Annotated in this window: 15 protein-coding genes; 8 read left to right on the top strand and 7 right to left on the bottom strand. The window is 57.3% G+C overall.

Annotated elements, in window-relative coordinates:
* Both D460_RS0129265 and D460_RS0129260 read left to right on the top strand, forming a co-directional pair.
* Positions 1 to 293: transposase (locus D460_RS0129265; protein WP_018901704.1), on the top strand; the 293-nt coding region annotated here is incomplete at its 5' end.
* A gap of 263 nt (positions 294 to 556) precedes the next feature.
* Positions 557 to 1,558 carry a sensor histidine kinase gene (locus D460_RS0129260; RefSeq protein ID WP_018902172.1) on the top strand — a complete coding sequence of 334 codons (1,002 nt, stop codon included), beginning with the start codon at positions 557 to 559 and terminating at the stop codon, positions 1,556 to 1,558.
* A gap of 500 nt (positions 1,559 to 2,058) precedes the next feature.
* Here D460_RS0129260 and D460_RS0129255 read toward each other — a convergent pair whose 3' ends face one another.
* Positions 2,059 to 2,433, bottom strand: coding sequence for a helix-turn-helix domain-containing protein (locus D460_RS0129255; RefSeq protein ID WP_018902171.1), 375 nt, complete (start codon positions 2,431 to 2,433; stop codon positions 2,059 to 2,061).
* A gap of 99 nt (positions 2,434 to 2,532) precedes the next feature.
* Between D460_RS0129255 and D460_RS0129250 the strand changes: the two genes are divergently transcribed.
* Positions 2,533 to 3,498 carry an NmrA/HSCARG family protein gene (locus tag D460_RS0129250; RefSeq protein WP_018902170.1) on the top strand — a complete coding sequence of 322 codons (966 nt, stop codon included), beginning with the start codon at positions 2,533 to 2,535 and terminating at the stop codon, positions 3,496 to 3,498.
* A gap of 712 nt (positions 3,499 to 4,210) precedes the next feature.
* A complete protein-coding gene (ligD, locus tag D460_RS0129245; RefSeq protein WP_018902169.1) occupies positions 4,211 to 6,865 on the top strand; it encodes a DNA ligase D in 2,655 nt (884 codons plus the stop codon).
* A gap of 258 nt (positions 6,866 to 7,123) precedes the next feature.
* Here ligD and D460_RS0129240 read toward each other — a convergent pair whose 3' ends face one another.
* The 3 genes from D460_RS0129240 to D460_RS34715 form a co-directional block, all read right to left on the bottom strand.
* Positions 7,124 to 7,945: a Ku protein gene (locus D460_RS0129240; RefSeq protein ID WP_026283679.1), complete on the bottom strand. Its 822-nt coding sequence runs from the start codon at positions 7,943 to 7,945 to the stop codon at positions 7,124 to 7,126.
* 2 nt (positions 7,946 to 7,947) lie between these two features.
* Positions 7,948 to 8,832, bottom strand: coding sequence for a Ku protein (locus D460_RS0129235; RefSeq protein ID WP_026283678.1), 885 nt, complete (start codon positions 8,830 to 8,832; stop codon positions 7,948 to 7,950).
* A gap of 102 nt (positions 8,833 to 8,934) precedes the next feature.
* The gene (locus D460_RS34715) at positions 8,935 to 9,501 is read right to left on the bottom strand and encodes a LysR substrate-binding domain-containing protein (RefSeq protein ID WP_245267836.1); all 567 of its coding nucleotides are present in this window, start codon (positions 9,499 to 9,501) and stop codon (positions 8,935 to 8,937) included.
* 881 nt (positions 9,502 to 10,382) lie between these two features.
* On the opposite strand from D460_RS34715, the gene D460_RS36985 reads away from it, so the two are divergent.
* Positions 10,383 to 10,832 carry a hypothetical protein gene (locus D460_RS36985; RefSeq protein ID WP_245267835.1) on the top strand — a complete coding sequence of 150 codons (450 nt, stop codon included), beginning with the start codon at positions 10,383 to 10,385 and terminating at the stop codon, positions 10,830 to 10,832.
* A 53-nt stretch (positions 10,833 to 10,885) separates the two neighbouring features.
* Here the strand turns inward: D460_RS36985 and dinB are convergent, their stop codons facing one another.
* The 3 genes from dinB to D460_RS0129205 all read right to left on the bottom strand — a co-directional run bounded on the left by dinB (position 10,886) and on the right by D460_RS0129205 (position 12,986).
* Positions 10,886 to 11,929 (bottom strand): DNA polymerase IV, encoded by a 1,044-nt coding sequence (gene dinB, locus D460_RS0129215; RefSeq protein ID WP_245267840.1) that lies wholly within the window; start codon positions 11,927 to 11,929, stop codon positions 10,886 to 10,888.
* A 73-nt stretch (positions 11,930 to 12,002) separates the two neighbouring features.
* Positions 12,003 to 12,731: an SOS response-associated peptidase gene (locus tag D460_RS0129210; RefSeq protein ID WP_018902163.1), complete on the bottom strand. Its 729-nt coding sequence runs from the start codon at positions 12,729 to 12,731 to the stop codon at positions 12,003 to 12,005.
* 12 nt (positions 12,732 to 12,743) lie between these two features.
* Positions 12,744 to 12,986, bottom strand: a complete 243-nt coding sequence (locus D460_RS0129205) for a hypothetical protein (protein ID WP_018902162.1) — start codon at positions 12,984 to 12,986, stop codon at positions 12,744 to 12,746.
* Positions 12,987 to 13,526: 540 nt separating this feature from the next.
* On the opposite strand from D460_RS0129205, the gene D460_RS0129195 reads away from it, so the two are divergent.
* The 3 genes from D460_RS0129195 to D460_RS0129185 are packed head-to-tail and all read left to right on the top strand — an operon-like array spanning position 13,527 to position 18,965.
* A complete protein-coding gene (locus D460_RS0129195) occupies positions 13,527 to 14,282 on the top strand; it encodes an ImuA family protein (RefSeq protein WP_018902160.1) in 756 nt (251 codons plus the stop codon).
* Complete coding sequence (locus D460_RS0129190) at positions 14,203 to 15,714, top strand: DNA polymerase Y family protein (RefSeq protein WP_026283675.1); 1,512 nt, start codon at positions 14,203 to 14,205, stop codon at positions 15,712 to 15,714. Before D460_RS0129195 ends, D460_RS0129190 begins: the two co-directional genes overlap by 80 nt.
* Entirely contained in the window at positions 15,711 to 18,965 is a 3,255-nt protein-coding gene (locus D460_RS0129185; protein WP_018902158.1) for an error-prone DNA polymerase, read from the top strand. The genes D460_RS0129190 and D460_RS0129185 overlap by 4 nt, the downstream gene beginning before the upstream one ends.
* The last annotated feature ends 250 nt before the right edge of the window (positions 18,966 to 19,215 follow it).

The following is a 19,215-nucleotide window of genomic DNA, read 5'->3' as shown; positions in this document are numbered from 1 at the left end:
TGCCGACACTATCGCCCGGCGACGTCGTCATCCTCGACAATGTCGGCTTCCACAAAAGCGAAAGGGCAGAACAGTTGCTCAAGACAAAAGGCGCAAGGCTTCTCTTCCTGCCGCCCTATTCGCCGGACCTGAACCCTATCGAAATGGCATTCTCGAAACTCAAGTCACTCCTGCGAAAGCGGGCCGCTCGAAGCTTCGATACAATAACCAAAGCGCTCGGCGACATCATCACACTCTTCTCCGTCACCGAATGCCGAAACTTCTTCAAGGCAGCAGGATATGAGGCTGAATAGATGCGACACGCTTTAGCACACCATTCTGATCGAAAAGAGGAGCAGTGCACGATTTACGTTGCTTGCCCCGTCTTGCCTGGGTGTTCAGGTGCTCTACGCGGTTGCCCTTCATTGACGCCAGTCGTCAATCGGAGAGGGCTCATGCTTGTAATGTGCGATTCGAGCAGTCACTGCCAAGCGGAGCTAGACCATTGATTCCGCTTGTCCAGCCCGCTAGTTCTGATCAGGGTCATCTTTTTTGATTTGGCGGAAGAGAATTGAACATGAGCCAAATAGGGTCACAGCCCGAATGGAATGCAAACGAGCTTAGGCAGGCCATCAAGTCAGCCGGCGTCGCCCTCTGGACCTGGATCGTCGATGACGACACGTTCGTGATGGATGCGAAGGCCTACGAGCTTTGGGATATTCCCGTCGAACAAGACCTCACTTTTGAGCATCTTTCCGCCAAGGTTCATCCCGCCGACCGGGATCGGGTCAGAGCCGCGTTCGTTGCAACGCGGGCCATCGACGGACCTTTTGAAATCGACTTCCGCATTTTGACCACCACGTCTGACGTTCGGTGGATCTCTGCGAGAGGACAGGGCAACGAAGGTGACGCAGCTACAAAGAAAATGACGGGCATCTTCCTTGACGTGACGGGCCGAAAACAGGCCGAGGAAGGGCATGAGCTGCTCGCCGGCGAAATGAGCCACCGCGTCAAGAACTTGCTGGCGCTTGCGGCCGGTCTTACGAACATCACATCGCGCTCTACCGAGACGAAGGAGGAAATGGCAAAGCAACTGACGCAGCGCTTGACCGCACTTGGCCGTGCCCATGAGTTGGTCCGGCCCCTTCCGGATGGTCAGGGGAATGCGGCACTGCTGGGAGACATGTTTACCGTGCTTCTCGCGCCCTACGACGATGTCGGTGCCTTTGCGGGGCGTATCCGCGTAGCGGTCCCCAGGATGGGCCTCGGTGATAAGGCCGCTACGAGCCTTGCGCTGGTCATTCATGAGCTGGCGACCAACTCACTCAAATACGGCGCGCTGTCGAATGATACCGGGTTACTCGACATCTCAGGCAAGGTCGTGGAGGACGATATCGAAATTGTCTGGAGCGAGCAAGGCGGCCATACAGTCGAACCTACGCGCTCGGCGGAAGGATATGGCAGCAAGCTCCTGCAGCGGACCGTTTCCGGGCAACTCAAAGGTTCAATCGACGTCAGCTGGGTCGAGGGTGGTGTGGTTGTGACGCTGAGGTTGAAAGAAAGCCAACTCGCGGCCTAAGGGGATATTCTCAACACCGTGGCATAGCCTCTGGCGCTTGACGTCCGCAGCACTGCTTGATGATCGCTGAAGGCATATCGAGCGAAACTTCCAGCCGTCCCGCATAAACCATCGCTTGATCGTTCCCGTGCACTCTGCTTAGACGGTCCTGGCCACCATCCTTGTCGCAAAGCCTTTTTCCGCTTCGCGTTTCGGTGATCGGTGGGCCGCCAACTGCCCCATACCATTCGTGAATATTTCGCCGTCACAGCAAGCACTGCTCGAGTTTCATATGGCCATCGCCCTAATTGCGAATGGTCACCAAGGAGCATGGCTGTGGCGCTTTATCTAAGACCCGTCGAGCAAACTGTTAAGGACGCCATGTTGGACACGTGAGTCTTGCTGATCGTTAGGCCCCGGCAATCCGGGAAGACGATGCTCCCGAAGACGTTCGCCACCCAAGCCACGAAGAATTACACTCTTGATGTCGGCTACGCCGAGATCCCAAACCGCAGGATCATCTATTTGCGCGACAAGTCATCTGCCTCGCCATAAAACTGTCGTTGCGCAGCTAAGACCTCGTCGCGATGTTCATCTGCCCAGTTCAGGATTGCTTGCAAGTGTGGTTCGAGTGAGCGCCCTAGCCGGGATATCTCGTAGACGACGGCAACGGGCGCGGTGCTGACGACCGAGCGGGTTACAAAGCCGTTGGCCTCCAGCCGACGAAGGCACTGCGTCAAGGCCTTTTGGGAGATGCCATCGTTTGCCCGTCGAAGCGCATTAAATCTCATTGGCCCGCTGCACAGGCATCCCAGCACGAGCAACGACCACTTTGTCGTAATCTCCTCTAAGACAAGCCTGTTCAGTTCGAGAGTTTCCGGCGGCATTGCAGCCATAACTGGGATACTCCTGTAAACCTGGTAGTGTTCAGGTGCGTAATTGCATTCACGTATAATAAGTATACCTAGATGGCCTTCAGCAGCAAGGAGGCTCGAATGACATCCAGCAATCATCAAGATATTGGCACGGCGGCGTCGGAGTTCAGTTCCGGAAAAACTGTCCTCGTCTTCGGCGCGACAGGCCAACAGGGCGGGGCCGTCGCATCGGCTCTCCGGGCCGATGGCTGGTCCGTCAGGGCACTTGTCCGCGATCCGGATGCCCAAAGAGGTCTGGATTTGGCATCGCTCGGTGTTGAGGTGGCTCAAGGGGATTTTGCGGACGAAGCCTCAATCAGATCTGCCATGGCAGGGGTCTACGGCGTGTTCAGTGTTCAGCCGAGTTCAGGGCAGGCGGCAGTCTACGGTGTTTCGGACGACGATGAGGTCAGGTATGGCAAAGTGATCGCCGATATTGCCATGCAATCCGGCATCGGTCACTTCGTCTATACCTCGGTAAATGCCGCCGGGCCGGAAAAGACGGGCATGGGACATTTCGACAGCAAATCGGAGATCGAGGCCCATGTCAGGGCGCTGGATATCCCCAGCACCATCATACGTCCGGCGGGCTTCATGGAACTGCTGATGCTGCCTGGGATGGGTCTGGATCAGGATGCTTACGTCTCATTTCTTCGGCCGACACAGATCGGACAAGTCATCGCCGTTCGAGATATCGGCAAGATCGTGGCGCGCATCTTCTCCTATCCGGGCCGGTTTGTCGGTCGCACGATTGAGATCGCCGGCGATGAATTGACGGGAGACGGCTTGCAGCGAAGCCTCAGCCGCGCCGCTGGCCGGCCGATCAGCTACAGCCGGTTTCCGGATGTTCTTCTGAATGAGAACGACTTCCTGCGGCGATTGACTGAGTTGTTCGATGACGGACGACTGGCAGGCCACGCAGATATCGGAAGTCTTCGCGAAGAGTTTGGCCATCTGCTGAGCTTTGATGAATGGCTTGACGGCCCTGGAAAAAGCCTGTTTGAAGCAGCACAGAACGCCAGTAGCTCATCGATTGTCCTGCGCTAGAGCCTGCATTTGCGTGGAAGATGCCATGTGCTTCCGAGCCGCAGCCTTGGTCGATCCGCGGTAATGTCTTGCGCGATGCACGCAAGACGTCCACTTCACGCCGGAGTTCATTCCCCGGGCGACGCGGGCTGGATTGCAGCTTTGGGATGGCGCGGCGGCCGGATGCTAGAGCCGGCGCCGACATTAGGCTGTTTCCAGCGCTGATGCTAAAAGGGTCGCGACAGCGGCTACGTTACTGGCGTTGGCCCGGTCCTGGTTCCGGCGCACCTCGTCAAGCTGCTGCAACCAAGAGCCCGGATCATCGAGGGCGAATTTTTCCGAACCGACCGATCTGGTGCAAATCTACGACCTCGCCATTGGCTAGCAAGAGGTAGTGCAAACTCAGGGTGTCCGATTCAACTTGATGCCTGACGTGGCACTTTGGTGCCGATGAGGTGCCGATCTATCAATCCATGGGGCTAAACGAGGCCGCACCACCGCATGTATATTATCGGTGTAGTGCCAGATACTGCTGGAACCGCCCACGCAACATGGCATTCGCCTGTCCGGCCAGCAAAGTTCGACGAGCAGCCGGAGCAAAAGCTTGCCTGGGACCCTGCGCCCTTTAATCTTACTGCAAAGAGAACGGAACCGCATGGATCAAATTCAGGCCTGTCCTGGAACCGTAGCCACATCCTGGGCATTTCGATAGTGATCGATTGCGAGAAAAGCCATGGCCGTCAACCTCTCCAAATACCGTGCTAAGCGCGACTTCAAGAAAACCGCTGAGCCGAGCGGGGAGGCGCAGGTAAAATCCTCGAACCGTCGACGCTTTATCATCCAGAAGCACGACGCCACTCGCCTCCACTACGACCTCAGGCTAGAACTGGACGGTGTCTTCAAATCCTGGGCGGTCACCAAAGGGCCATCGCTGGATCCGCAAGACAAGCGTCTCGCGGTGGAGGTCGAGGATCATCCGCTGGATTACGGCGATTTCGAGGGCACTATTCCTAAGGGCCAGTATGGTGGGGGCACGGTTATGCTCTGGGATCGGGGGTACTGGGAGCCAGAGGGCAACAAGACGCCGGAGCATGCGCTCGCCAAAGGCGATTTCAAATTCACGCTTGAAGGCCAACGGCTTCATGGGAGTTTCGTCCTCGTGCGAATGCGTGGACGAGAAGGCGAGACGCGAAACAACTGGCTTTTGATCAAACACCATGATGATTTCGCCGTCGACAAAGACGGCGCTGCGGTACTCGAAGAGAATGCTACGTCTGTTGCTTCTGGGCGGACGATGGATGCCATTGCATCCGGAAAAGGCCGAAAGCCAAAGCCGTTCATGACATCAGGTGGTTCCGTCGAGGCGGATGCGGTCTGGGACAGTAGCGAAGGCCTTGCCGCCGACGAACGAAAGGCAGCATCGAAGAAAAGGACCAATCCGCGCGATAAGACTGTGTCTTCTGTAATGCCGTCGTTCATCGCACCTCAACTGTGCGAAGCACTGGAACGACCGCCATCCGCAAACGGCTGGGTGCACGAGATCAAGTTTGACGGCTACCGCATACAGATGCGCATCCAAGGTGGTGAGGTCACCCTCAAAACGCGCAAAGGCCTCGATTGGACCAAGAAATACCCTGCTATCGCCCGTTCTTGCGAAAGACTTCCAGACGCGATCATCGACGGCGAGATATGCGCCCTTGATGAGAACGGTGCACCGGATTTTGCAGCGCTGCAAGCATCGTTGTCGGAAGGGAAGACCGACGATCTCGTCTTCTTCGCCTTTGATCTGATGTTTGCTGGCGGTGAAGACCTTCGCGATTTGCCGCTGAGAGAGCGAAAGGAGCGGTTAGTTGCTCTTCTGCGCAAGGCGGGGGACGACCCGCGTCTACGCTTTGTCGAACACTTCGAGACAGGCGGGGATGCTGTTTTAAAGTCGGCCTGCAAATTGTCGCTCGAAGGCATCGTTTCGAAAAAGGCCGATGCAACCTATGTGTCCGGCCGAACGAAGACGTGGGCGAAATCCAAATGCCGAGCGGGACACGAAGTGGTGATAGGTGCCTACGCCACCACCAACGGGAAATTTCGCTCGCTCCTAGTCGGTGTCAATCGCGGTGACCACTTTGTTTATGTCGGCCGCGTTGGGACTGGCTACCCGGCGAACGTGATCGACAAGTTGTTGCCGCGATTGAAGGAGGTCGAAACCACGAAATCTCCGTTCACCGGCATCGGCGCTCCGAAGAAGACACCAGAAATTTTTTGGCTGAAGCCCGAGCTGGTTGCCGAAATCGAGTTTGCGGGATGGACAGCGGACGGCCAGGTCCGACAAGCCGCGTTCAAAGGCTTACGCGAGGACAAGCCTGCGGCAGAGGTTGAGGCAGATCAGCCCGCAAGCCCGGACGAAAAGGATGTTCCCGACCCTGAGACCGAGGCACCGAAACCGCGCACGGCATCGAAATTTCGCAAGGGAGCGAAGGTCGATGTCATGGGCGTTCTGATATCCAGCCCTGAGAAACCCATGTGGCCCAATGCCTCGGACGCAGAGCCGGTCACCAAGCTTGATCTGGCTCACTACTACGAGGCCGTGGGGCCATGGCTGATCGATCACATAAAGGGACGGCCTTGTTCGATTATCCGGACGCCAGACGGTATCGGGAGCGAGCAGTTCTTTCAGCGGCATGCGATGCAGGGAACTTCAAACCTCATCGAGCAGGTCAAAGTGTCGGGCGATAAACAGCCCTATCTGCAAATCGACCGCGTCGAGGGATTGGCCGCCATCGCCCAAATTGGGGGAACAGAGCTACATCCTTGGAACTGCGAACCCAATCTTCCGGAGGTGCCGGGGCGCTTGGTGTTCGATCTTGACCCCGGTCCGGATGTCGATTTCAACAGAGTCATAGAAGGCGCCCGCGAGATACGAGATCGATTGGAGGAGCTCGGCCTTGTCAGCTTCTGTAAGACAACCGGGGGCAAGGGGCTGCATGTGGTGACGCCGTTGTCTGTGCCGAAAGGCAAGACGCTGACGTGGGACCAAGGCAAGGCCTTCGCGCACGATATCTGCCAAGAAATGGCCAGAGACAACCCGGACCGCTACTTGATCAAGATGACGAAAAGTCTCCGCAGTGGGCGCATTTTCTTGGATTACTTGCGCAATGATCGTACCGCGACTGCAGTCGCGCCGCTTTCACCGAGGGCCCGAGCAGGAGCGACGGTGTCGATGCCGCTCAACTGGACGCAGGTCAAGGCAGGGCTCGACCCAAGGCGGTTCACGATCAGATCGGTGCCCGCTCTCCTCAAGCAGACCACTGCCTGGCAGGATTATTGCGACGGCGAGCGGTCCCTGGAACAGGCAATCAGGCGATTGAACAAATCGAAAAAGCGGGCTGCCTGACGAGCAAAGAATTGCCAATCGTTTGTACGGCGACGCACGAAACACTGCCAATCAGCAGATGACCAAGATTTGAGCTATGTTCGACAGCATTGATGAACTGGCGTCCAAACGAGCTCATAGCCCAACAAAGTCGTGACCGTTTTGAAGCAACCCAAAAGCGCTGTGGCCACGATAGCGTCACAAGTCGCTGACCAAAAACAATTGGAATGACGAACTGTTGCACGCGAGGCAGCCGCGCCGAAGTGATGCATTGCTCCTTCAGCCAGCTTTGCGGGAATTCAGTTCTTTTTGGACTGATTTCTTCAGCGCATCCATGATGTTAACGACGTTGCTCTGCTTGCCGTCATTCCCCGTTCTCTTTTTGGACGCCTGCTTCTTTGAGGGCTTATGGGCCCTTTTTTTCGAAGCGATAAGCTTCAGTAAGCTATCCTGGATCGGATCGGACGCCATGGCTGGCGACCATTTTTGAGTACGCTTCTTGATGATCTTTTCGAGTGCGGCGACGCCCTTTGTGTCCGACGTCTTGTCTATGCCGGCGAAATACTCACTTTCCGGCCGGACTTCGTCACCAAACCTGAGCGCCCACACGAGAATGCCGTTGTCGCGAGGCTCGAGGATCACGGCGCGTTCTCGACGGCCAAGGACGACCCGAGCGACGCCCACGACGTCCTTAGCATTCATTGCCTCCCGAATGACAGCAAAGGCTTCGTCACCGATTTTCTGATTGGCGGTGAGGTAAAACGGGGTGTCGAAATAAATCCACTCGATCTTCTCCCTAGACACAAACCGTTCAATGTCGATGGTGCGAACGCTCTCCAGCTCTACGGACTCTAGTTCGTCATCGGTGAGAATAACGTAGTCGTCTTCACCGCGCTCATACCCCTTGGCCTCGTCCTCGTCTTTGACAGGCTTGCCGGTTACACTGTCGATGTACTGTGAAACAACCCGATTGCCGGTCTTTTCGTTAAGAGTATGAAACCGCACTTTCTCGCTCTCCGAGGTCGCTGGGACCATCGCTACGGGGCAGGTGACCAGCGAAAGCTTCAAATAACCTCTCCAGTACGGACGTCGTGGGGCCATGGTCAGCTTGCCTTCTTCTGAGTGGTCTTGGACGGCGCCTTTGCATCAGCTTTCGTTTTCTTTTTCCCGGCATTGGCGTTCGCGGCCTTTGGCTTCCTGGAGGAAGGCTTGCTCAATCCAGCGCTTTCTCGCAGTGCCTTCAGAAGATCATTCGGTTTAGAAATCTTCACCGGCTTAGGTTTCGGAAGTGCCTTTCCTTCAGCCTTTGCCTTTACCAGTGCAGCAAGGGCGGTTTCATATCGGTCATCAGTCTTTGCGGGATCGAAGTCCCCGATTTTCGTATCGATAATGTGCTTGGCCAAGTCGAGCATCTCGTTTTCGACCTCAACCTTCGCAACGCCCTTGAACGCTTCCTTTGAAGACCGCACCTCGTAATCGAAGTTGAGTGTCGTCGCGATCAGGCCCCTGCCGTGTGGTCTGATCAAAACGGTCCGCAGTCGCCGGAACAGAACGGTCCGCGCAATAGCCACCACGCGCGTGCTGGCCAGTGCGTCGCGGATGCAGTTGAAAGGATCGTTAGCTTCGTCATCAACAGGCACGAGGTAATAAGGCTTGTCGAAATAGACATCATCGACTTCGCCGCGAGCGATGAAAGCCTCTGCCTCAAGCATCTTATCTGAATCTGGGATGACGGCCGCAACCTCTTGCGGATCGATCATGATGTATTCGCCGCTTCCCGTCTCGAAACCCTTCACTTGTTGCTCTCGCGCGACAACCTCTTCAGTTTCACTGTCGATCAACTCCCGCTGTAAACGGTTTCCGGTTTTCTGGTTTAACATATGGAAGCTTATACGGTCGGAAGTTGATGTGGCGGTATACAGGCCGACGGCGCAACTAAGATCGCCAATCTTCAGGTGTCCCTTCCATTGAGCGCGGTGAGCGGTCATTCCACGTGCCTCCAAAGATGTCGAAAGGTAACTATGTCTGATCCAAAATGGTTCCCGAGGCTGAGCGAGCGCAGTTGCAAGACGATCGCTTGATGGGCGCCCTTAGGATCCGTTCCTCGATCGCGTTGTAATCTGGTTGCGTTTGTGAAGCGCCAGAATGGAGCGCATCGCCTTGTCATCTGGGTCGAAGGCGATGGATCCAACTTTATCGATCCCGACAGCTTCAACCCGAGACTTAACCGGCTTCTTAATTTCCTGAGCGCTCATTGGAGGCCCATCCGATGATATGCCTATGCGATCGCAAGATAGTCCACGAGCCGCCTGGCGTGAACAGGCAGGGCCGCGAAATTTCGTGCAGACGAGAAGGTGACGCAATGCCCAGGCGTCAGCGAGGGGAACGACACCGAGTCTGAGCGGATGCTGATATCGCCTCGCGTAAAGCTCTGGCACGATTGCCAGCCCAACGCCGCTTGCGACGATAGCGCAGATGTCCTCGAACGCGTCTAAACGGATGCGGAGCTTGAACTGCCTGCCCTCGCGCGAGGCGTGGGTCGAAAGGTGCCCCTGCAGCGCACTATCGGCAGGCAGACCCACGAACGGTTGGTCAAGCACCTCGCGGAATGGAACGGTGCTCCGTTTTGCCAAGGGATTTTCGGCAGGGGTAATCAATAAGAGCCTGTCGGTCTTGAACGGCCGAGTTTCTAACGATCCGATGTTCCACGGATTCGGGCACTGGCAGATGCCAAAGCCATACCCGCCCGTTCGGCCCCGTAAGTGATGCTCTCGGCCTCCACCACATGGAGAAACAAGCGAAGGTCAGTGATGTCGAACCGCATGCATCCTCCCCAATTTGGATCCTTCGGATAAACCGAAGGCTTCCCTTGTATCTTACACATTGTGCCATGTCGCCTGGCGAGGTTTACATCAAAGTCGGACAAGGAAGGAAATGCGATGGACACCACAGAGAAGCTCCTGCGGGCTTTCATATTCAGATTGGCGCTTCTTCTGCTTGCCGTACTGGCAGCGAGGCACATTGGCGATCAAGCTCAGCGAGCCATCGCTGGCGCGCCTGCGACGATCGCTGCGTTCGACGCGAGCATCGACGGTTCCTCGGGATCTTCACTCGCAAACGTTGGTCTGCAAGATTAGCTAGCCTCGAAATCGACGCTCTCAATGAGTTCATGAGGCACTATCCGAATTTCCCCCGGTTGTGGGTGCGCCGCTCGGCGATCATCGGGTCACGTGTCAGCAGACATGACGAGCGTAGGACATGCCACGCAGGCTTTCCCGGCACGGGATGGCGTTTTTGGCGATGTCGGTCAATGCACTGAGCGTCATTCGAGCAACGCAGGATTGCTTGATGGTGACGACAAAATCCGCAGCGTCCTGTTCTGATCAAAGCTGCCATAAGCTTTTCATTTCGACCTATGCGTGCCTGTAAGAACTTGCACTAGCTGAAGAGTCGAAGGCATCTTTTAACGTATTCAGCGTTAACTCCAAGTATCGAAAACATATTTTGCCTGTAATGGCAAAAGCGCATGGAGATCCGCATGTTTCAGACGGCGACAAACCTAAACATATTTCGCGATGCGTTAGCGGCGCACATGGATCTCGCCGAATACTTCCTCGGTATCCACGCCTTTTTCGATGGTGAGGTCATTTTTCTGCGGGATGTTGTTCACGTGAATATGGACCTAGCACCATTTCCGGTCGACTTCTCAAATCTGTGGGAGTGGTTCAGGGAACAGCTTAAGGGAGGGACTGGCCAGGAAACCTTCGCTTATGAGCTACACTTCGTTGTTGACGCACAGGAGGATCCTGCCATGGAAAAGCTCCTCGAAATCACGCGAGGCACCGCAATGACAATCTGGATGTTCGACTTGGCCCATCAAGAGGCCGATGGAAAAGGCCGCCGCTTTGTGATCGTGACCTCACCTCACAAGAAAGGCGCGAAAGCGTTAAGAGAGCTGTTTCACGGGCGAGATCTTGGGTCAGACTGAGCGCGAAAGGTTGCCATTCTTCACCAGAAAACTTCAAAATCAATCAATGCCAATCAGAGCAAAAAGCGCAATTGCTCTGTCTGGAGGTGCTGCCCTACGCTCTCGAGCGATGAAAGTGTAACTCCCAGCAGCCTCACACCTCTTGGCGGAGGAAACATAGGCTTGAGCAACAATGCGATCGTCCGCTCGATTTCGCCCATTGATTCGAATGGCTGCTCGATCGTCTTTGCGCGCGTGATCTGTGTGAAATCCGAGTACTTCAACTTCAACGTGACGGTCTTTGCGCGTATGGCGTTGGCCTCGCAATAGCGCCAGACCTTGGCGATCAACGGCTGCATGCCTTCAAGTGCCGGGTCATACGAATGGATGTCCTGGGCGAAGGTGTCCTCGGCGCCGACTGATTTGCGAACCCTGTCCGGCTTGACGCGTCGCTCGTCGATGCCGCGGGCGATGCCATAGAAATATGGCCCCGATTTTCCAAAGTGCTCGACAAGGAAAGGCAGGTCCTTTTGTCTGAGATCGGCGCCGTTTTGGATCCCGAGACGGTGCATCTTCTCTGCTGTAGCCGGGCCGACACCGTGGAATTTCTTGACCGGAAGCGTTTCGACGAACCGCGGGCCGACCTTCGGCGTGAGGACCGCCTGACCGTTTGGTTTGTTCAGGTCGCTCGCCATCTTGGCCAAGAACTTGTTGTAGCTGATCCCGGCAGACGCGTTTAGCCCGGTGGCGTCCTTGATCCTGGTGCGGATCTCGAGCGCGATCTGTGTGGCGATCTCGATGCCCTTTAGATTTTCCGTCACGTCGAGATAGGCCTCGTCCAATGACAACGGCTCGATCAGAGGCGTGTAATCGGCGAAGATCTCCCGGATCTGCGCAGAGATGGCCTTGTAGACCTCGAACCGCGGCTTGACGAAGATGAGGTCGGGGCATTTCCGCTTGGCCGTCACCGATGCCATTGCCGAGTGGACACCATATATGCGGGCCTCGTAACTGGCTGCCGCGACGACACCGCGCGCCTCTGACCCCCCGACCGCCACGGGCTTGCCGCGCAGCTCCGGATTGTCGCGCTGCTCGACCGACGCATAGAAGGCATCCATGTCGACATGGATGATCTTTCGCACGGGGGCTGGTGTTACGCTGTCGGGGGTTGCGGTCAAGACGTCTTCCATGTCATGCGCCCGCATCCATCACGGGATCGATCTTCAGCAAGTCGTCTGGCAGCGGGCGCTGCAACGCTTTGGCTTCGTCCCATGAGGCGGTGAGCCAGGTTTCGACCTCGTCTTGCGTCGTCAGTATCACTGGCATCGCCTTTTGGTGGATCGGGGCGACGATGCCATTCGGCTCGGTCGTCAGGAAGGCAAACAGGTCGATGGTGACGAGACCATCCTTGACCTTGCGCACGCTGGTCCAGTCCTTCACCCACAGTCCGGCAAAGAACATGAGCGGGTCGTCGCTTGTGCTGGCGAACCAAGCATTCGGCGTGCGTCCACCTTCGACCTTGCTGGCCGGATCGGGTTCTGCAAACCGGGTGAACGGAACCACACAACGGTTCTGCACGCCAAGCCATCGTTTCCAATGTTGGCTGGAGGTGTTCCGGATGTTGGTCGTGCCACCGTCTGGTTCCATCTTCAGGAGTTCGTTGAAGTCGAACTCCTTGCCTTTTGCGCGCAGCTTGTCGGCCCGTTTGCTGGCAGCATCGAGCAGTGCCTTGCTGGACGAGGGCATGCCCCAGCGGACCATAGTCAGTTCGCGGCGGTCTTCGTTGTTGCGAACGATGGGAGCCAAGCGATCAGGATAGACATCGATGGAGTCCTCCATGTTGCCGATATGGTCGTGGGTGATCGACACGAACGACCGGATCGCTTGCTGATTGGTAGTGACGTTATAGGCATTGCACATACGGGAGCCTCCTCAATCCTGATAGGGACCGTGAAGCCTTTCCGTCTCGACTTCAAGCCTGCCGATTTCGATGGACAGCATGTGGTCGTATCCGGACAGAAGGTCGAGAAGTTGGGCCAGCGGCAAAGGCGAGGGGGCACTGCCGTCGTCCGGATGCAGCATGATCTCTCCTGTTTCCAAACGCTCGATGTAGTCGCGAACGGTATCGCGCTCCCTGATCCGTGCCTTAAGGCTCTCGATGGTGCTCGCGATCATGACTTCTTCATCGCTGCGGTAAAACGCGTGCCGTCCAACCTAGCGAGACGACGATCTTCGAATGGAACGATATCTCGATCATGTTCAGTCCTCCTTGTCGGGTTTCGCGGAAATGGTGAGTTGGCATCGGTCAATGCCGTCAACGGCATTCATCCAGTCGCATCCGAGGCCGATCCTACGGCGCAGCTTGTGCATTGGGATTGATGCGCCGTGCCGTTTTACGACGGCTTTCCGATCGAGATCGTCGCAGCGGTCACACGTCCGACAGTCGACGTGCAGGATGTGACCGCGTAACTGTCGAAGAATAATGTCCTCGTCAGAGGAATTTTTTCTTATTTTTTCGATTGTGCTCATCTGTGGATGGATGCTCGTTAGATTGTTGAATTCGTTTCCTGATCGCTCGCAGCGCCGCTGTGGACTGGCACTGGATGGTCGATTTCTGCCTGAACATCACGATTGACTCACATGCCGATCAGGAACAAAAAGAGAACCTACTCGCTTTGGAGCGAAATTGAAACCCGGTTTTAGACAGAGGTCGCGATGGCGCAGGGTGCCACAAATCTTGTGATCTCGGAGCTGCGGGAGCGCATCCAGCATCTCGAAGGCACGTCCGCGCGCAACAAGCAGGTGCTGCCCTTCGGTATTCCGGAGATCGATGACCGCTTGCCTGGCGGCGGACTCGCCTTCGGTGCTCTTCATGAATTTGCGGGCGGTGGAGCAGGGACCGTCGACGGAGCAGCCGCCGCGCTGATGGTGGCTGGGATCGCAGCGCAGACAAAGGGCCAGGTCGTCTGGTGCCTCACGCGACCTGATCTCTTTTTCCCAGCTCTGGCACAGGCAGGTCTCCATCCGAAACGCGTCATCTTCGTCGAAAGCGACAAGGAGGAGGACGTCTTGACCTCGATGGAGGAAGCGCTGGCCTTTGGCGGGCTAGGCGCGGTGGTCGGCGAGCTGGTGAGGCTGCCAATGACGACGTCGAGACGGCTACAGCTTGCCGCCGAAAAGACTGGGACCATGGGCCTGGCCGTCCGACGATGGCGACGACAAACCGAGGCCAGTGATTACGGCCAGCCGACGGCTGCGAGCACGCGGTGGCGTGTCAGTGTGCTTCCAAGCGAGCCTCTTCCGGTGCCCGGTATCGGTCGGGCGCGCTGGCTGCTGGAATTGATAAGAGTGAAAGCGGGCGAGTGCGCAGATTTTATTGTTGGAGCGTGTGATGCCACGGGTCGTCTCGATTTATCTACCGAACCTGGCGACGGACAGGATCAGGCGAGCCGATCCGTCTATTCCCGTTGAGCAGGCCATTGCCGTTATCGCACGCAGCGGGGCCAAGCGCTGGGTGTCGGCAGTCGATGCGGCCGCCAAGAAATCCGGCGTCCGTGTCGGCATGCCCGCAGCCAAAGCGCAGGCCATCTTTCAGGGTCTAATACTGGCCGATGCTGACCCGGTTGCGGATGCGGCCGCACTTGAGCGCATCACGCTGTGGGCGCTTGGCCAGTATTCCCCAATCGTGGCGATGGATGCGCCTGACGGGATCGTCATGGACACCGAGGGTGCAGATCATCTGCAAGGCGGCGAACTGCCGATGTTGACCGGGATCGCCAACCGTTTTCGCGCGAAAAAGCTATCGGCGCGTGTCGCGATCGCTGACACCTGGGGCGCTGCCCATGCGTGTGCCCGCGCAATCCGAAGAGAGACTGTCATCGTGCCTGTTGGCGAAACGGTGCGAGCTGTAGACAGCTTGCCGTTGTCCCTTCTGCGGCTTCCGCCAAAGATTGCCAGCGATCTCCGCACACTCGGCTTCAGGACGATCGGGGAGCTGGCGGCGAAGCCTCGAGCGCCACTAGCGCTTCGCTTCGGCCCAGAGCTAGGCCGACGGCTGGACCAGATGTTCGGCCGGATGGCGGAGCCAATCGATCCCATCCGGACCCCAGACCTGATTGAGGTCAGCCGGGCATTTGCTGAACCCATTGGCGCTGCGGAGACGATCGACAAGTATGTCGGCCGACTGGTCAAGGAGCTGGTGACGGAGCTTCAGCGCAAAGGCTTAGGCGTGCGCCGGACCGATTTGCTTGTCGAGAAGGTGGATGGCACCCGACAGGCCATCCGCGCTGGTACCGCGAAGCCCGCGCGCGACATAGCTTGGCTGGCCAAGTTGTTCCGCGATCGCACGGAAAAGATCGAACCCGGCTACGGCATCGAGAAGCTGACACTGGTGGCGGTAATGACGGAGCCGCTTGACGCGCTGCAGACAGCGTCGGCGCTCGTCGAAGACGAGGTGACCGATGTCACGCCGCTGATCGACGTGTTTGGCAATCGAGGGCAACGGGTTTACAGGATTGGCCCAGTCGCATCTGACGTGCCTGAACGCAGTGTTCAGCGGATTGCTGCCGTCGCCGCGGTTGCCGACGACACCTGGTCGCTTCACTGGCCACGTCCTGTGCGCCTGCTGGCTCGACCGGATCGCATCGACGCAATCGCCCTGATGCCTGACTATCCTCCGGCCAGTATTGTCTGGCGTGGGCGACGGATAAAGGTCAAACGCGCCGACGGTCCCGAGCGCGTGTTCGGAGAATGGTGGCGACGCGATGCCGAGCTTGAGGCCGTCCGCGACTATTTTGTCATCGAGGGTGATGGCGGAGAGCGCCTTTGGATTTTTCGCCAAGGCGACGGCGTCGATCCTGAGACCGGATCGCATCGGTGGTTCGTGCATGGAATATTCGCATGACCTACGCCGAGCTACAGGTCACGAGCCACTTCAGCTTTTTGCGGGGTGCGTCATCTGCCGACGAGCTGTTCGCCACGGCCAAGGCGATGGGCATCGAGGGGCTGGGGATCGTCGACCGCAACTCCCTTGCCGGGATCGTTCGCGCCTTGGAAGCATCGCGCGCTACCGGGGTTCGGCTTGTCGTCGGCTGTCGGCTGGACCTCCAGGATGGTATGTCACTTCTGGTCTACCCAACGGATCGCGCGGCCTATTCCAGGCTTACGCGCCTGCTGACACTCGGCAAGGAGCGCGGCGGCAAGGCGAACTGCACCCTGACGTTAAGTGACGTTGCGCTCTTTGCCGACGGTCTAATTGGCATCCTGGTTCCTGACCTTGCGGACGAAGTGTGCGCGGTCCAGCTCAGGAAGACGGCGGACATCTTCCGCGACCGGGCATATGTGTCCCTCAGCCTGCGTCGCCGCCCGAATGATCAGCTTCGGCTGCACGAGATTTCGAACATGGCGACGAAGTTCCGGGTGAAGACCGTGGTCACCAACGATGTCTTGTTCCACGAGCCTGGCCGCCGGCAGCTCCAGGATGTCGTGACCTGCATTCGCAACAGGACAACCATTGACGAAGTAGGCTTTGAGCGCGAGCGCCACGCGGACCGTTACCTGAAGCCTCCCGAGGAGATGGCCAGACTGTTTCCACGATATAAGGAGGCACTCGCCCGGACGATGGAGATCGTCAACCGCTGCCGCTTTAGCCTCGACGAACTGACATACCAGTATCCGCTTGAAGCCATTGTTGAGGGCATGGATGCGCAGCAGTCGCTCGAGCATTATGTCCGCGAGTGCCTCCCGAACCGCTATCCGGAGGGCGTGCCCCAAAAGGTGGTGAAGGCGATCCGCCACGAACTCGACCTGATCAAGGAGATGCAGTATGCCCCCTATTTTTTGACGGTCTTCTCGATTGTCCGGTTCGCCAGGAGCCAGGGCATCATTTGCCAGGGTAGGGGATCGGCGGCAAATAGCGCGATCTGCTACATCCTCGGCGTCACTTCGATCGATCCGGAGACCAATGACCTGCTGTTCGAGAGATTTGTATCGAAAGAGCGTGACGAGCCGCCGGACATCGATGTCGACTTCGAGCACGAGCGACGAGAGGAAGTCATCCAGTGGATTTACAAGACCTATGGCAAGGACAAGGCGGCCCTTTGCGCCACCGTGAATCGCTATCGAGCCAAGGGGGCAATCCGTGATGTCGGCAAGGCGCTAGGCCTGCCTGAGGATGTCATCAAGGCTTTGTCGTCAGGAATGTGGCATTGGTCGGAAGAACTGGTTACGGATCAGAGACTCGAGACGCGAGGCCTCAATCCGAATGATCGTCGCCTGGCCCTTACGCTCAAGCTCGCGCAGCAGCTAATGGGGGCACCCCGCCATCTGGGCCAGCATCCGGGTGGATTTGTTCTCACGCATGACCGTCTTGACAATCTTGTTCCGATCGAGCCTGCAACCATGGCCGATCGTCAGGTCATCGAATGGGACAAGGATGACATCGAGGCTTTGAAGTTCATGAAGGTGGACGTGCTCGCCATCGGTATGCTCACTTGCATGGCTAAAGCATTCGAACTGCTAAAGCAGCATAAGGATATCCCGCTTGATCTCGCCAGCATACCGCAGGAGGATCCCGCGACTTATGCCATGATCCGACGAGCCGACACCTTGGGGACTTTCCAAGTGGAAAGCAGGGCGCAGATGGCGATGTTACCGCGTTTGAAGCCGCAGACGTTCTACGACCTGGTCATCCAGGTTGCAATTGTCAGGCCTGGTCCGATACAAGGCGACATGGTCCATCCTTATCTGCGCCGCCGTGAGGGTAAGGAAAAGGTTGAGTATCCGACGCCTGAGCTTGAAGCGGTTCTCGGCAAGACGCTGGGCGTCCCACTTTTTCAGGAAAGTGCGATGAAGGTGGCGATGGTCTGCGCCGGATTTACCGGCGGCGAGGCAGACCAGCTCCGAAAGAGTATGGCCACGTTCAAATTCACCGGCGGCGTTTCTAAGTTCAAGGCAAAGCTCGTCGACGGGATGGTGCGCAATGGATACAGTCCCGAATTCGCCGAAAAGACCTTCAGCCAGCTCGAGGGGTTCGGGTCCTACGGCTTTCCAGAGAGCCATGCCGCATCCTTCGCGCTGATTGCCTACGCGTCCAACTGGATGAAATGCCATCATCCTGAGGTCTTCTGTGCCGCCCTGGTGAACAGTCAACCAATGGGTTTTTACGCTGTTGCCCAGATTGTCGCAGATGCCCGAAGCCATGGCGTTGAAATCCGACCTGTCTGCGTCAACCGATCGCGTTGGGACTGCACGCTTGAGGAAATTGAAGGCTCCCATCGTCACGCTGTTCGTCTAGGAATGAGGCTCATCAAAGGGCTGCCGAATGCCAGTGCCGCTCGGATCGTCTCGGCCCGTATGAACCGCGCGTTCGAGACTGTTGATGACATGTGGCGTCGGGCGAATGTGCCGGCGGACTCTCTTGTCGAACTGGCCGAGGCTGATGCGTTCCGGCCGTCGCTGGGTCTCCAACGGCGCGACGCTCTATGGGCGATCAAAGCGTTGCGCGACGAGCCGCTGCCATTGTTCGCGGCTGCGGCCGAGCGTGAGGATCGCGCGGTCTCCGAACAGCAGGAGCCAACGGTCGAGCTCCGCCAGATGACTGAAGGCCATAACGTTGTGGAGGACTACAGCCATGTCGGCTTGACGCTGCGAGAACATCCGATCGCCTTCCTTCGCAGGGATTTGAGTGGGCGCCGGATCGTCACTTGCGCCGAAGCCATGAGCGCTCGCGACGGCCGCTGGGTGATGACGGCGGGCCTTGTATTGGTGCGACAGAAGCCGGGGAGCGCCAAGGGCGTCATGTTCATCACCATCGAAGACGAGACCGGACCCGCCAACATTGTTGTCTGGCCATCGTTGTTCGAGCGTCGACGCCAAGTCGTACTTGGGGCATCGATGATGGCGATCAACGGTCGCATCCAGCGGGAAGGAGAGGTTGTTCATCTCGTCGCCCAGCAATTGTTCGACTTGACCGCGGACCTATCCGGCTTGGCGGACCGAGACGCTGGCTTCGTACTGCCAAGCGGGCGAGGTGATGAATTCGCTCACGGGGGCCCCGCCGGTCATGACAGCCGAGATCCAATCAAGCCGCGGAATATCTTCATTCCTGACCTCCATATCGACAGACTCAAGATCAAGAGCCGGAATTTTCACTAAGACCCGCGGTCTAAACCACAAAAGGCCCGAAACGCCAGCTGGATAAAATATCAAGCGTTGGCCAGTCAGTCGTATGAGTTTGCCACGAACAGGGTCGTAAGATACGCAGATCATGCAAATAAGGGTCTGATGCATGGATCGCGCCCGGTCGCGTTCGTCACCTTGAAGAAGCCGGCATTGGGATCAGCCATGTTTTTCGCCGTCAAATAGCATATCATCAAGGCAGGAAAAGAGATAGCAAACGGTGCTA

This window comes from Rhizobium sp. 2MFCol3.1 (genome assembly GCF_000377565.1).
GTDB lineage: Bacteria > Pseudomonadota > Alphaproteobacteria > Rhizobiales > Rhizobiaceae > Rhizobium.
This window is presented reverse-complemented; position numbering and strand designations above follow the sequence as displayed.

Coding starts and splice junctions, on each gene's coding strand:
- D460_RS0129260 (WP_018902172.1), top strand. CDS start 557: ATGAGCCAAATAGGGTCACAGCCCGAATGGAATGCAAACGAGCTTAGG.
- D460_RS0129255 (WP_018902171.1), bottom strand. CDS start 2,433: ATGGCTGCAATGCCGCCGGAAACTCTCGAACTGAACAGGCTTGTCTTA.
- D460_RS0129250 (WP_018902170.1), top strand. CDS start 2,533: ATGACATCCAGCAATCATCAAGATATTGGCACGGCGGCGTCGGAGTTC.
- ligD (WP_018902169.1), top strand. CDS start 4,211: ATGGCCGTCAACCTCTCCAAATACCGTGCTAAGCGCGACTTCAAGAAA.
- D460_RS0129240 (WP_026283679.1), bottom strand. CDS start 7,945: ATGGCCCCACGACGTCCGTACTGGAGAGGTTATTTGAAGCTTTCGCTG.
- D460_RS0129235 (WP_026283678.1), bottom strand. CDS start 8,832: ATGACCGCTCACCGCGCTCAATGGAAGGGACACCTGAAGATTGGCGAT.
- D460_RS36985 (WP_245267835.1), top strand. CDS start 10,383: ATGTTTCAGACGGCGACAAACCTAAACATATTTCGCGATGCGTTAGCG.
- dinB (WP_245267840.1), bottom strand. CDS start 11,929: ATGGATGCCTTCTATGCGTCGGTCGAGCAGCGCGACAATCCGGAGCTG.
- D460_RS0129210 (WP_018902163.1), bottom strand. CDS start 12,731: ATGTGCAATGCCTATAACGTCACTACCAATCAGCAAGCGATCCGGTCG.
- D460_RS0129205 (WP_018902162.1), bottom strand. CDS start 12,986: ATGATCGCGAGCACCATCGAGAGCCTTAAGGCACGGATCAGGGAGCGC.
- D460_RS0129195 (WP_018902160.1), top strand. CDS start 13,527: ATGGCGCAGGGTGCCACAAATCTTGTGATCTCGGAGCTGCGGGAGCGC.
- D460_RS0129190 (WP_026283675.1), top strand. CDS start 14,203: ATGCCACGGGTCGTCTCGATTTATCTACCGAACCTGGCGACGGACAGG.
- D460_RS0129185 (WP_018902158.1), top strand. CDS start 15,711: ATGACCTACGCCGAGCTACAGGTCACGAGCCACTTCAGCTTTTTGCGG.